The 13,242-nt window shown below is 65.8% G+C and carries 10 protein-coding genes; 4 read left to right on the top strand and 6 right to left on the bottom strand.

The window, feature by feature from the left end:
• Positions 1-3: 3 nt before the first annotated feature.
• A complete protein-coding gene (locus E7681_RS07545) occupies positions 4-2,358 on the top strand; it encodes a TRAP transporter large permease (RefSeq protein WP_136338662.1) in 2,355 nt (784 codons plus the stop codon).
• A 68-nt stretch (positions 2,359-2,426) separates the two neighbouring features.
• Here the strand turns inward: E7681_RS07545 and E7681_RS07550 are convergent, their stop codons facing one another.
• From E7681_RS07550 to E7681_RS07565, 4 genes are all read right to left on the bottom strand, one after another.
• A complete protein-coding gene (locus E7681_RS07550; RefSeq protein ID WP_136338663.1) occupies positions 2,427-3,236 on the bottom strand; it encodes an arginyltransferase in 810 nt (269 codons plus the stop codon).
• A gap of 86 nt (positions 3,237-3,322) precedes the next feature.
• On the bottom strand, positions 3,323-3,766 hold the full coding sequence (locus E7681_RS07555) for an RDD family protein (protein WP_168733173.1): 444 nt from the start codon (positions 3,764-3,766) through the stop codon (positions 3,323-3,325).
• 58 nt (positions 3,767-3,824) lie between these two features.
• Positions 3,825-4,262 carry a DUF2852 domain-containing protein gene (locus tag E7681_RS07560; RefSeq protein WP_136338664.1) on the bottom strand — a complete coding sequence of 146 codons (438 nt, stop codon included), beginning with the start codon at positions 4,260-4,262 and terminating at the stop codon, positions 3,825-3,827.
• A gap of 112 nt (positions 4,263-4,374) precedes the next feature.
• Positions 4,375-4,842, bottom strand: a complete 468-nt coding sequence (locus E7681_RS07565) for a YbaK/EbsC family protein (protein WP_136338665.1) — start codon at positions 4,840-4,842, stop codon at positions 4,375-4,377.
• Between the two features lie 78 nt (positions 4,843-4,920).
• Here E7681_RS07565 and E7681_RS07570 point away from each other — a divergent pair, with 78 nt between their 5' ends.
• Both E7681_RS07570 and E7681_RS07575 read left to right on the top strand, forming a co-directional pair.
• Positions 4,921-7,701: a bifunctional [glutamate--ammonia ligase]-adenylyl-L-tyrosine phosphorylase/[glutamate--ammonia-ligase] adenylyltransferase gene (locus E7681_RS07570; protein WP_136338666.1), complete on the top strand. Its 2,781-nt coding sequence runs from the start codon at positions 4,921-4,923 to the stop codon at positions 7,699-7,701.
• Between the two features lie 3 nt (positions 7,702-7,704).
• Positions 7,705-7,974: a hypothetical protein gene (locus tag E7681_RS07575; protein ID WP_136338667.1), complete on the top strand. Its 270-nt coding sequence runs from the start codon at positions 7,705-7,707 to the stop codon at positions 7,972-7,974.
• A 22-nt stretch (positions 7,975-7,996) separates the two neighbouring features.
• Here the strand turns inward: E7681_RS07575 and eda are convergent, their stop codons facing one another.
• Together eda and edd are read right to left on the bottom strand one after the other, a co-directional pair.
• Entirely contained in the window at positions 7,997-8,638 is a 642-nt protein-coding gene (gene eda / locus E7681_RS07580) for a bifunctional 4-hydroxy-2-oxoglutarate aldolase/2-dehydro-3-deoxy-phosphogluconate aldolase (RefSeq protein WP_136338668.1), read from the bottom strand.
• A gap of 7 nt (positions 8,639-8,645) precedes the next feature.
• Complete coding sequence (edd, locus tag E7681_RS07585) at positions 8,646-10,445, bottom strand: phosphogluconate dehydratase (RefSeq protein ID WP_136338669.1); 1,800 nt, start codon at positions 10,443-10,445, stop codon at positions 8,646-8,648.
• Positions 10,446-10,568: 123 nt separating this feature from the next.
• On the opposite strand from edd, the gene E7681_RS07590 reads away from it, so the two are divergent.
• Complete coding sequence (locus E7681_RS07590) at positions 10,569-13,238, top strand: CHAT domain-containing tetratricopeptide repeat protein (RefSeq protein ID WP_136338670.1); 2,670 nt, start codon at positions 10,569-10,571, stop codon at positions 13,236-13,238.
• Positions 13,239-13,242 lie beyond the last annotated feature (4 nt).

Consider the following 13,242-nt stretch of genomic DNA (forward strand, 5'->3'; position numbering starts at 1 on the left):
AACATGCTCTTCGGTCTTGATGGCGTCGAAATCGGCCTGCTCATCGTCTTCATCTGCCTCTTCGGAGGCATCCTGTCCGGGTTCCCGGTGGCGTTTGCCATCGGCGGTGCCGGCATCATCTCTTTCGGGATCATCGCCGCGCTGGATAGTGCGGGTCTGCTGATCCACATGGCCATCGACACCTCGTCGCAGGCCTATCACGATCTGGTCAATTCGGGCGTGCGCCCGGATGCCGTGTCGATCTTCCGATACCCCGATTTGCCACGCATGGCGGAACACGTGTTCCCGTCGGGCTGGGAAACCGCGCTGGATCGCAACGTCTCGTTCATCGTGAACCGCATCAACGAGCGCGTTCTGGCGGGCCAATCCATCGAAACCCTGCTGGCCGTGCTGATGTTCGTGCTGATGGGGATCACGCTGGAACGCTCGAAGATCGCGAACGACCTGCTGACCACCATGGCGCGCGTCTTTGGCCCGCTGCCCGGCGGTCTGGCCGTGTCGGTTGTCGTCGTGGGCGCCTTCCTGGCCGCCTCGACCGGGATCGTGGGCGCCACCGTGGTGACGATGGGCCTGCTGTCGCTGCCCACCATGCTGCGCAACGGCTACTCGCCCGAGCTGTCGACCGGCGTCATCGCCGCGTCGGGCACGCTGGGCCAGATCATCCCGCCGTCGATCGTGATCGTTCTGCTGGGTACTCTGGCGGGCGACCTCTACTCGACCGCGCAGGAAAACCGCGCCACGCTGGCGGGGTGCTCGGACGCGCTGACCTATCTGGGTGAACCTGCCGTGGTTTCGGTGGGCACGCTGTTCCAGGCGGCCATGCTGCCCGGGATCCTGCTGGCCATCCTGTACGGTCTCTATGCGTTCGGTTATGCGCTGCTGAACCCGTCGAAGGCCCCGGCCGTCGAACTGGGCCACTCCTCGCACGAGCCGATCAGCCGCCGCGAAGGTCTGACCTGGTTCCTGTTCCTGCCGGTGGCGCTGATTGCTGGCACCCTTCTGCTGGGTCAGGTGAACATCGTCGGCAGCCAGGACACCACGGTGTCGGGCTTCTCCGAGGCGGGGCAGACCGCCAGCCTGCGCACCAATGTCGGTGAACAGTGCAAGGCCTCGATGATCGAGCTGCACGGTCAGGAAAAATGGGATCAGGCCATCGCCGAGCAAAAGGCCATCGACGCCGCCGGTGGTGTGCAAGAGGCCCACAAGCTGACCCAGGAAGAGATCGACCAGCTGCGCGCCGACAAGATCGCCAACGCAGCCCCGATCGGGACCGGCGTTGCCACGATCATCATCCTGCTGGGCCTGACCCTGCTGGTCGGCAAGGGCGTGGCACCTGCCGCTGATCCCAAGCCGCTGATCCTGGGCGCCCTGGGTCTGCTGCTTATGGCTGCGGCTGACATCCTGCTCATCTCTCCGGTGACCTCGTCGGGTGTGACGGTTGTGATCCTGGCCATTCCGCTGATCCTGGCGCTCTACGGCAGCAAACACGCCGCCGCACGCTCCGCCAAGAACGAGCTGATCCGCGTCGTGTTCCCGCCGCTGGTTCTGATCGTGGCGGTGCTGGGCTCGATCCTGGGTGGCGTGACCAACCCGACGCCCGCCGCGGCGCTGGGGGCAGGTGGTGCCGTGATGCTGGCGGCCTACCGCAAGCTTCAGGACCAAGGCAAATCCGGCAAGGTGATCCTGTGGGCGACCTTCGCGACCATCGGTATGCTGATCGTGGGCATGAACTTTGACCTGCGCATCAACAACCAGGTCGTGACGTTCGAAACCTGGGTGGCGTTCTTCGTCGCTTACGGTGCCTACCTGATCGCAGCCTTCGGCCTGATCTACGGCGCATGGGTTCTGTACACGGGCGGCGTTCTGGTGCCGATCGTGCGCGAAACCGCCAAGGTGACCTCGATGGTCTTCACCATCCTCATCGGCTCTCAGCTGCTGAACCTGGTGGTGATCTCCTTCGGGGGCGAGCATTACATCCAGGCCTTCCTGAAATCGTTCGACAACGAATTCACGGTGTTCCTGCTGGTGATGCTGGTGCTGTTCTTCCTGGGCTTCGTGCTGGACTTCCTCGAGATCATCTACATCGTGATCCCGATCGTCGGCCCCGTCATCTACGGCGGTACCTTCGATCCGAAATGGGTGACGATCATGATCGCGGTGAACCTGCAGACGTCGTTCCTGACCCCGCCGTTCGGCTTCGCGCTGTTCTACTTGCGCGGCGTGGCTCCGGCCAGCGTGACGACGGGCCATATCTACCGCGGGATCGTGCCCTTCGTGCTGATCCAGGTGGTGGGTCTGGGGATCTTGTGGTTCTTCCCGTCCATCGTGACCATCGTTCCGGCGCTGATCCCCAACTAAGGGGATCAGACCACCGCAAACAAAAAAGCCGCCCTTCGGGGCGGCTTTTCATTTGGCCGGGGGTGGGGTCAGCGCAGCTCGGGCAGGCTGATATTGGCCACCTGTTCGGCGATGGGATCGGTCGACAGCGGGTGCAGCTCGGCCGAGTATTCGTCCTCGCCCCGCATCTTTTCCCAGGTGCCGCCGACATACAGCTCCAGCCCCGAGAACTTGGCCTTGTAGCCCATCTTGGGGCTGCCGGGCACCCAGTAGCCCAGGTAGACAAAGGGCAGGCCGGCCTCTTGCGCGATGCGGATATGGTCCAGAATGATGAACGTCCCGGTCGAGTTCTTCTCGCTGTCGGGTTCGTAGAAGGAATAGACCATGCTGACCCCGTCATCCAGGATGTCGGTCAGGCAGGTGGCCACCAGCTCTCCGGTCAGGCGGTCGGAATATTCGATGACGCGGGTGCGGATCGGCGTTTCCTCGATCATCGCGGCGAATTCGAACACGTCCATATCGGCCATGCCGCCATCGGCATGACGGCTGTCCAGATAGCGGCGGAACAGGGAAAACTGCTCTTCGGTGGCCCAGGGCGAGGTCGCCTTGCGCTTCAGTCGCTCGTTGCGTTTCAGCACGCGGCGCTGGCTTTTCGAGGGCTGGAAATCCGCCACCCTGATGCGCGCCGACATGCAGGCGGCGCAATCGGTGCACGAGGGCCGGTACAGCACGTTCTGCGACCGGCGGAACCCTTGTTTCGACAGCGCATCGTTCAGCGCGCTGGATCCTTCGCCCTGCAGCGCGGTGAACAGCTTTCGCTCCATCCGGCCAGACAGGTACGGACAGGGCTGTGGGGCAGTCACATAGAACTGCGGAACAAGGGGAAGCGTATGGCGCATCACGGACGTATCTTTACGGGTGCCCGAACGATAGCAACCAGATCGCGATGCGCCAAGGGGTGATTGTATCCAGCCTTAATGCCGGATCAGTAGCGGGCCGGGCGGTTGATCGCCACCGAGCCCAGCACCATGTCGCTCAGGCCCTGGCCGCGTTCCGTGGTGGCCATCAGGATGACCGAGACCAGCTGCAGCGGGAACACCGCGAAGGACACATTCAGGCCCACCGTATGCAGGAACGCCTCGGTCAGGCCGAACCGCGCGCCGGTGGCGGTGCGGAACTCGATCGACAGGATGCGCATACCCCAGGTCGCCGATCCGGTGGCGATCGTGATGACGCGGTAGACGAACCCCACAACGGCCATCAGCGCGGGGAAAAAGAACAGCCCCGTGAAGGCGGTGAACGGCACGATCATCAGGCTGACCAGCGCCACGATCACCGTGTCGATGACAAAGGCCAGCAGCCGTTTCGAGGCCACGTCCGAGTAGAACTCGGGCTGCGAATGCGGGTCGGGCAGGTGCCAGGTGTTCATATCCGTGATCCTGTGGAAAAAGGGGGCAGGGGCCCGGTCAGTCCGGGCCCCGTCCAGCTTAGGCGTCTTCGCGCTCGTCCGACTGCGACTCGTTGGCCTTGCGGGCGCGGTCGTCCATGAACTGGTCGAATTCTGCCTTGTCCTTGGCTTCGCGCAGACGCTGCAGGAAGGCTTCGAACTGTTCCTGTTCGTCTTCCAGGCGGCGCAGGGTGTCAGCCTTGTACGCATCGAAGGCCGAGTTGCCCGACGGCCGCATCGCGTGGAAACCGTGGCGGGTCATGTGGGTGCGGTGGCGGCATTTGTGTCCGAACATTTTCTTGCTCCAGATCATGTAAAAGAGAAGGGCCAGGCCGACAGGCCAGACAAAGACGAAGCCCAGGACCATTGCAGCGATCCATGCGCCTTTGCCCTTGCTGTCCAGCCAGCTTTCAGCGCGCGAGAACCAGCCCATACGCGGGGTGGTGGTCGGGGCAGTAAAGGCGGCGGCGGGGGTCATCGGTGTTCTCCGTTGTTGCTGTGTCGATGTGAATGTTTTTCACATTGCATAGATTGGCACCGACAGGGCCCTGCACAAGGGTCGATGTAAATGTTTTTTACATTATTTTGGATTATCGCGTAAAATCAGCGGGTTGAGCGCCGGTAATCCGGGGTAGGTCAGCCGGATTCATCGGGAAAATATGGTGCGGCGTGCCCGCTGCGGCCCAGATTTCGCTGAATTCCAGCAGGCGCGGGTCCAGAAAGGCGCGGATCGGGTGCAGATGCCCCACGGGCGCGACGCCCCCGATGGCAAACCCGGTCTGCGCCCGGATCAGCGCCGCATCCGCCTTGCCCAGCGGTTCGCCCGCGACCGCGCTGGCCTTGGCCTCGTCCACGAAATTGCCGCCCGCGGTCAGGAACAGGATCGCCTCGCCGCTGTTCTCGCCGCGAAAGATCATCGACTTGGCGATCTGGTCCAGCGCGCAGCCCGCCACCTCCGCCGCCTGCTGCGCGGTGCGCGCCAGGCCCAGTTCCTTGATTTCGGTGTCGATCCCGGCCTCGTGCAGCGCACGCGTGACGCGTTTCAGGCTTTTGCTCATCCCGCTCTCCTTTTTGGCGCAGCTTAGCCGCCACCAAGACCCATTGACCAGCCCCCGCCGCCGCCGCATCTTGCGCCTATGAATTTCGCATCGCGCATCACCCGCTCGCCCCGTCCGTTCGACCCTGATCGTGGGGCCGAAGCCCGCGCCCTGTTCCCCGGTCAGCCCCCCGAAGTCATGCAAGTGATCGCGGGCACCGCCGGCTGCGCGCCCTATCTGAAAACCCTGATGGAGAAAGAGCGCGACTGGCTGCCCGAAGCCCTCGACGACCCCGAGGGCGCCATTCAGGCGCTGTTCCAGGCCGCGCGCGACTGCCCGCACGACCAACTGCCGACCCATCTGCGCCAGTCCAAGCGCCGCATTGCCTTGCTGACCGCGCTTTGCGATCTGGCCGGTGTCTGGCCGCTGGAGGAGGTGACCGGAACCCTGACCCGTTTCGCCGATCTGGCCAGCGACGTGGCGCTGAAGGCCTGCATCGCGGCCGAGATCAAGCGCAACAAACTCCCCGGTGCGACCGAGGATGACATCGCCACCGCGGGCGGCATGGTCTCCCTCGCGATGGGCAAGATGGGCGCGTACGAGCTGAACTACAGCTCGGACATCGACCTGATCTGCCTGTTCGACGAGACCCGTTTCGACCCCTCGGATTACCATGACGCGCGCGCCTCTTTCGTGCGGGCCACGCGGAAAATGTCGGGCATGCTCAATGACCTGACCGCCGATGGCTACGTTTTCCGCACCGATCTGCGCCTGCGTCCCGATCCCTCGGTCACGCCCGTCTGCATGGCGATGGCCGCCGCCGAGACCTATTACGAATCGCTGGGCCGCACATGGGAACGCGCCGCCTATATCAAGGCGCGCCCCTCGGCGGGGGATCTGACCGCGGGCGAGGGGTTCCTGAAAACCCTGCGCCCCTTCATCTGGCGCAAGCATCTGGATTTCGCCGCCATTCAGGACGCCCACGACATGCGCCTGCGCATCCGTGAACACAAGGGCACCGGCGGCCAGCGCGCCCTGCCGGGGCACAACATGAAACTGGGCCGGGGCGGCATCCGCGAGATCGAGTTCTTCACCCAGACCCGCCAACTGATCGCCGGTGGCCGCGATCCAGACCTGCGCCTGCGCGGCACGGTCGAGGGGCTGTCCGCGCTCGCCGCCAAGGGCTGGATTCCCGAAGACGTCGCCGCCACGTTGACGACCCACTACCGCTACCACCGCGAGGTCGAGCACCGCGTCCAGATGATCAACGACGCGCAAACCCACCTGCTGCCGCAATCGCCCGAAGGGTTTGAACGCCTCGCCTGCTTCATGGACACCAGCGTAGACGCCTTCCAGACCGACCTGCGCGCCCGGCTGGAAGAGGTGCACGATCTGACCGAGGGGTTCTTTGCTCCCGACACCAGCCCGAAAACCAAGCCCGTGCCCGAATTCGACGCCCAGATCCTGCAACGCTGGGCGACCTATCCGGCGCTGCGTTCGGAACGGGCGATGAGCATTTTCAAACGCCTCCGCCCCGAACTGCTGTCCCGCCTGCACCGCGCCGCCAAACCCGAAGAGGCGCTCTTGGCGCTCGACGGCTTCCTGTCGGGCCTGCCTGCGGGGGTGCAGTTGTTCTCGCTGCTGGACGCCAATCCGCAGCTGATCGACCTGCTGATCGACATCGCCGGAACCTCGCCCGCGCTGGCCGCGCACCTGTCGCGCAACGCGGGGGTGTTCGACGCGGTGATCGGCGGGGGATTCTTTGCCGATTGGCCCGGCCACGACTCCCTGCGCGCCGAACTGACCGAGCGGATGGATGCCGAGCCGGACTACGAGGGTAAGCTGGATACCGCCCGTCGCTGGGCCAAGGAATGGCACTTCCGCATCGGCGTGCACCATCTGCGCGGATTGATCGACGCCGCCCGCGCCGGGGCGGAATACGCCGATCTGGCGCAGGCCGTTCTGGGTGCGCTCTGGCCCGTGGTCGTAGACAACTTCGCGGCCAAGCACGGTGATCCGCCGGGGCGCGGCGCGATGGCGCTGGGGATGGGCAGCGTGGGGGCAGGGCGCATCAACTCGGCCTCGGATCTGGACCTGATCGTGATCTATGACGCCGACGGGGTCGAAAGCTCGGACGGGCGCCGCCCGCTGGCTGCGCGCACCTATTACGCCCGGCTGACGCAGGCCATGGTCACCGCCGTCACCGCGCTGATGTCCGAAGGCCGCCTCTACGAGATCGACATGCGTCTGCGCCCCTCGGGCACACAGGGGCCCGTCGCCGTCAGCCTGCCCGCCTTCACCGACTACCAGCTGACCGAGGCCTGGACCTGGGAACACCTGGCGCTGACCCGCGCGCGTGGCGTTGCGGGCTCGGACACCGTGGCGGACGAGGTAGAGCAGGTCCGCATCCGCGTTCTGGGCCTGCCGCATGACGCCGCCAAGGTGCTGGCCGATGTCTCTGAGATGCGCGGCCGGATCGCCGCCGCCAAGGCCCCCGCTGGCCCGTGGGACGCCAAGATCGGCCCCGGCCGCCTGCAGGATATCGAGCTGCTGGCCCAGGCCGGCGCCCTGCTGACCCACCACACCGGCCCCACGATCCACGGCGCGCTGGCCTCGGCCGTTACGGGCGGATTGCTGAGCGAGGCCGAGGGCGACACCCTGATCCGTGCCTATGATCTGTGTTGGCAGGTGCAAATGGTGTCGAAATTGCTGACCGATAAGCCGCTGGACGCCGACAGCATCGGCGAAGGCGGGCGTAAGATGTTGCTGCGCGAGACGGGATTTGACACAGTGGACGCGCTGGAAACCGCCATGGGCGATGCCAGCCAGGCCGCTGCCACGGTCATCGACACGGTGCTCGACCGTCCGTTCGGGGGATGAAGAATGAAGAATAACCCATTGGATCCAAAGGGTTTGATCCGTGAATCCTATCTGATCGAGGGGATCACTCCGGGCGAATGCCGCTCGGTCTTTCTGGATTGGGCGCTCAGCCTGCCCGCAGGCACCGACAGCCAAAAGGCCCTGGCCGAGCTGCACCCGCTTTACGCGGCCAGCCACCCGGATCATCCGATGACACAGGTGATGGCGGACGGTTTGCAGCAGATGATGGCACCGCGGCGTCGCGGCGGATGGCGCAGCCGGGAACGCAACTAAAACAGTTGGTTGTGCGGCGAAGTTAACGCAGTTTGGCCGCCGCTGAGGCCAGATCTCGGATGGCCTCCCACTCGCCGTTCGCGACCAGATCGGCGGGCGCCACCCAGCTGCCGCCAACGCAGCGCACATTGGGCAGCGACAGGTAGTCGGGCGCGTTTTTCGCGCTGATCCCGCCGGTCGGGCAGAACAGGATTTGCGGCAGAGGACCTGCCAATGATTTCAACGCCTTGGCGCCCCCTATAGCCTCGGCCGGAAAGAACTTTTGCACCGTGTAGCCGCGCGCCAGCAGGGCCATCGCCTCGGTCGCCGTTGCGGCACCGGGCAGGATCGGCAGATCAATCGCCTCGCACGCGTCCAGTAGCGCGTCGGTAGCACCCGGAGACACCGCGAACTGCGCCCCGGCGGCGCGGGCGTTGCGCGCGTCCTCGGGCGTCAGCACGGTGCCGGCGCCGACGATGGCCCCCGGAACCTGCGCCATTTCGCGGATCACCGACAGCGCAGCGGCGGTGCGCAGCGTCACCTCCAACACCGGCAGCCCGCCCGCGACCAGCGCCTTGGCCAGTGGGGCGGCGGTGGTCGGGTCTTCGACCACCAGCACCGGGATGACCGGCGCGGTTTCGCATAGGGTTTGCGTAAATGTTGAGGCTTCCGAGGGGGTTATCATGCGTTCCTCATCCAAGACTGCTGGCGCCGTCCGTGGCCGGGCCGACATTCTGGCGGAACACTTCGAACAGCTCGCGCCCCAATCCGTGGCCGTTGGCGGACAGGTCCGGCACCACCGGATCACGTGTGGCAAAGCCTTCGGTCAGGTTCTCCAGCGTTCCGGAAACCGCATCGACGCGCAGCAGATCGCCGTCGTGCACCCGCGCCAGCGGGCCGCCCATCGCCGCCTCGGGCGTGACGTGGATCGCCGAGGGCACCTTGCCCGACGCGCCCGACATCCGCCCGTCCGTCACCAGCGCCACGCGCAGCCCGCGGTCTTGCAGCACCGACAGGGTCGGCGTCAGCCCGTGCAGCTCGGGCATCCCGTTGGCGCGCGGGCCCTGGAACCGCACGACGACCACGGTGTCGCCGGTAAACTCGCCCGCCTTGAACGCCGCCTTGACCGAGTCCTGATCGTGGAACACCCGCGCCGGGGCCTGGATCACATGCCGTTCGGGGGCGACGGCCGAGACCTTCATCACCCCGGTCCCCAGATTGCCGCTGAGCGCGGCCAGACCACCGGTCGGCTGGAACGGGTCGCTGGCGGGGCGCAGGATACGGTCGTTTTCGCTGCGGCGCGCGCCCTCGGACCAGCCCAAAACGCCGCCCTTCAGGCGCGGCTCATGCGTATACCGCTCCAACCCCGGGCCAGCGACGGTTTGCACGTCGTCGTGCAGCAGACCGGCCTCCAGCAGTTGCGCGATCAGATAGCCCAGCCCCCCGGCGGCGTGGAAATGGTTCACATCGGCCAGCCCGTTCGGGTAGATCTTGGCCAGCAGTGGGACGACCGAGGATATCTCGGAAAAATCCTGCATCGTCAGCTGGATCCCGGCGGCCTTGGCCATCGCGGGCAGGTGGATCAGCAGGTTGGTCGAGCCGCCCGTCGCCATCAGCCCGACGATGCCGTTCACAAAGGCGCGTTCATCCAGCACATCGCAGGCGGGGGTTCGGTCTGTCGTGGCGATCTGCACCGCGCGTTCCACGCCCGCGCGGGTCAGTGCCTCGCGCAGTGGGGTGCCGGGGTTGACGAAGGACGCGCCGGGCAGGTGCAGGCCCATCACCTCCATCAGCATCTGGTTGGAATTGGCGGTGCCGTAGAAGGTGCAGGTGCCGGGCGCGTGGTAACTGGCCATCTCGGCCGCCATCAGTGCTGTGCGATCGACCTCTCCGGCGGCGAATTGCGCGCGGACATGGGCCTTTTCGTCGTTCGGCAGGCCCGAGGGCATGGGGCCAGCGGGCAAAAACACCGCGGGGATATGCCCGAACGTGGCGGCGGCGATCACCAGACCCGGCACGATCTTGTCGCACACGCCCAGAAACAGCGCCGCGTCATAGGTGTTGTGCGACAGCGCGACCCCGGCGGCCAACGCGATGACATCGCGGGAAAACAGCGACAGTTCCATCCCCGTCTGGCCTTGCGTGACGCCGTCGCACATCGCCGGAACCCCGCCCGCCACCTGCGCCGTGGCGCCCAGCGCGCGGGCGGTCTGGCGGATCAGTTCGGGGTAGGCCTCATAGGGCTGGTGTGCCGACAGCATGTCGTTATAGGCGGTGACGATGCCCAGATTGGGGGCGCGCCCCTCGGCCAGGCGGGGTTGGTCTGTGACCATCCCGGCATAGGCATGGGCCTGGTTGCCACAGGTCAGATGCGCGCGCGCCGGGCCTTGCTGGCCCGCATCCCGCATTCGCGCAAGATAGGCCCCGCGCGTCTGGGCGCTACGCGCGATGATCCGGTCGGTAACCCGGGCAATCGTGTCGTTCAGACTCATGCAATTCTCCTGCCTGTTTTGGCTATACCGCGTTAGCGATAACGCTTCAAGCCGCGACGCCTGACGGCATTTGTCATGCAAAACCTGTGGACCGCGCGGGGGCAGGGCGCCTAAATTCGGGGCATGACACGTATTCTGTTTGCCCTGCTGATCGCCCTGTTCACCCATCCCGCCGCTGCCCAGGTGCTGGGCGAGCCGATGGACACCTACGTCGCCGAGCAAGAGGCCGCGATGGACGCGCGCTTTCGCATTGGGGATTTCGCCGGGGCCGAGGCGATCCTGCGCCCGCTGATCGCCAAGGCGACCGAGGCCGGCGGCCCCACCCACGTCAAGGTGCTGCGCCTGCGGCAGGCCCTGTCCAACACCATGCGCCTGCAGGGCCGCAACGCCGAAGCCCTGCAAGAGATGGAGGACGCCTACAAGATCTGGACCGAGAACTATCCCAAGTTCAATCCCTACCGTCTGGACGCCTCGATGCAGCTGGCCGTGCACCTGTCGCGCATGGGCTATTCCAACGACGCGCTGCCGCTGGCGCTGGAGGCGACCAAGTTCGCCGAAACCATGTGGGGGCCCAAGAACCAGACCACGCTGTTGTGGCAATTCAACACCGCCGGCATCTTCAAGGATCTCGGCTATTGGGACGAGGCGTTGGCCAGCGTCACCGATCTGCTGCCCAAGCTGGATGCGGTGGGCAATGATCGCACCGCCTATTACGCCTGCTCGGTCGCCAAGGAAAAGGCCCGCATCCTGCGCGATCTTGGCCGTCTGGACGAAGCGGCCGAGGCCTATGCCGACACCCTGCGCCGGATGCAGGGCTATTACGTGCCGCACCACCCCGAAACCGTCTACACGCAGGGCGAATACGCGCTGGTTCTGTATAAAACCGGCGACTTCGACGGCATGGCCCGCGTGATGGAGGACTGGCACGAGGGGCTGATGACCACCTTCTCGGACACCTCGCTGCCCTATGCCGAATACCTGGCCTACCGCGCCTTCATGAAGGCTCAGGGCACCGTCGGCACCCCCGCCTTCGACGCCGCGGTTCAGGATATGCGCGCCTCGGTCGCCCTGCGCGAACAGCTGCTCTCGCCCACGTCGGAATTCGTCGGCAAGGCCTATCTGGACCTCGCCGCGATGGAAAACGACCGCCAGAACTATGCCGAGGCGTGGCGCCTTGCCCTCAAGGCCGAGGCGGCGGGCATGAACAGCCGCATGGTGCTGATGGAAAACCTGATGCTGGCGCGCAACCAGGGCCAGATCCCCGAGGACGAAGTGCTTCCGCAGGCCTTTCGCCTGAGCCAGGAAAACGGCAACGGCGCGGCGCGGGCGGCCTATGCGATGCTGGCCCAGCGCGTGCAGATCGCCGACGCCTCCAAAACCACCAAGATGCGCGACTTCACCGACATGCAGCGCCGCCAAAGCGCCCTGCAGCAGGAAATCTCGTATTACGCCGGCCTGCCCAATGCCGAGCGGAACCCCAGTCTCGAACGCCAGATCCGTGCCGAGATCGAGGCGCTTTCGACCCAGATCAACGATCTGGGCGCCGAGCTGCGCAAGCAGGATCTGCCCTTTGCCTCGATGTATGAAACCAGCCCGCTGACTCTGCCCGAAGTGCAGGCCATGCTGGGCGCAGACGAGGCGCTGGTGATCTTCGATATTGGCGAGCTGGAAAACGACTGGGATTACGTGCTGGTCGTCACCCATGACACCGCCGTCTGGCGCGAGATGCCGGTCAGCAAGGATAACCTGGCCATGGCCGTGTCCGAGCTGCGCGACTCGATCGACCTGCGGATGGGGGTGCGCGCCGGTGTGTCGCTCAAGAAAAAGGACACGCCCAAGCGGGACGACTACAACCTCTATGCCGCGCACTGGATCTACGACAACACCTTCGGCACCGTGGCCGACCTGCTGGATGGCAAGACCCACATCTACGCCGAGCTGCGCGGCGCGCTGTCCTCGATCCCGCCGCAGCTGTTGGTGCGCAATGACACCACCGACATCGCGCAGGCCGACTGGCTGGTGCGTCATCACGCGATCACCGTCATCCCCTCCATCGATTCGCTGCGCCTCACCACGCTGACCCGCCAGACCGCCCGCGCCGCGCACCCCTTCCTGGGTTTTGCCGACCCGGTCTTTACCGGCACCGGCGAACAATTGGCCGCCGCTGGCACCCGTGCCGCCCTGCGCGGTGCGCTGGCCCCGCTGCCCGAAACCGCGATCGAGGTGCGCGCCGTGGCCGAGGCGGTCGGCGCCCCCGCCGATCAGGCCGTCCGCGCCCAGTCCGCCGCCAGCGAGGCCGAGATCAAGGCCCAAGACCTGTCCGATTACCGCGTGCTGTACTTCGCCACCCACGGTCTGGTCGCCGGTGACATGGTGACCGCCGATCAGCAACTCGACGAACCCGCGCTGGCGCTGACGGCCGGGCAGGGCGAAGATGGGCTGCTGACCGCCTCGGAAATCGCCTCTTTGCGGCTGAATGCCGATTGGGTCGTGCTGTCCGCCTGTAACACCGCCGTCGGGGATGAACCGGGGGCCGAGGCGCTGTCCGGCCTGGCCGAGGCGTTCACCTATGCCGGGGCCCGCGCCCTGATGGTGTCGCACTGGCCGGTGGAAAGCCGCTCGGCCGTGGCGCTGATGACCGATCTTTTTGCCCGTCGCGCCGCCGATCCCACGCTGACCGCCGCGCGCGCCCAACAACAGGCGATCCTGGCGATGATCGACGACCCCCGCCGCCCCGAATGGCATCACCCCGCATTCTGGGCACCGTTCATCCTGGTGGGCAATCCCGACTGATCCC

It is taken from the genome of Thalassobius vesicularis (assembly GCF_004799325.1).
Lineage (GTDB): Bacteria > Pseudomonadota > Alphaproteobacteria > Rhodobacterales > Rhodobacteraceae > Thalassobius > Thalassobius vesicularis.

Excerpts from the sequence above, each read along its gene's own strand:
- E7681_RS07545 (WP_136338662.1), top strand. The coding sequence starts at position 4 with ATGCTCTTCGGTCTTGATGGCGTCGAAATCGGCCTGCTCATCGTCTTC.
- edd (WP_136338669.1), bottom strand. The coding sequence starts at position 10,445 with ATGAGTCTGAACGACACGATTGCCCGGGTTACCGACCGGATCATCGCG.
- E7681_RS07575 (WP_136338667.1), top strand. The coding sequence starts at position 7,705 with ATGAAGAATAACCCATTGGATCCAAAGGGTTTGATCCGTGAATCCTAT.
- E7681_RS07560 (WP_136338664.1), bottom strand. The coding sequence starts at position 4,262 with ATGACCCCCGCCGCCGCCTTTACTGCCCCGACCACCACCCCGCGTATG.
- E7681_RS07570 (WP_136338666.1), top strand. The coding sequence starts at position 4,921 with ATGAATTTCGCATCGCGCATCACCCGCTCGCCCCGTCCGTTCGACCCT.
- E7681_RS07555 (WP_168733173.1), bottom strand. The coding sequence starts at position 3,766 with ATGAACACCTGGCACCTGCCCGACCCGCATTCGCAGCCCGAGTTCTAC.
- E7681_RS07550 (WP_136338663.1), bottom strand. The coding sequence starts at position 3,236 with ATGCGCCATACGCTTCCCCTTGTTCCGCAGTTCTATGTGACTGCCCCA.
- E7681_RS07590 (WP_136338670.1), top strand. The coding sequence starts at position 10,569 with ATGACACGTATTCTGTTTGCCCTGCTGATCGCCCTGTTCACCCATCCC.
- E7681_RS07565 (WP_136338665.1), bottom strand. The coding sequence starts at position 4,842 with ATGAGCAAAAGCCTGAAACGCGTCACGCGTGCGCTGCACGAGGCCGGG.
- eda (WP_136338668.1), bottom strand. The coding sequence starts at position 8,638 with ATGATAACCCCCTCGGAAGCCTCAACATTTACGCAAACCCTATGCGAA.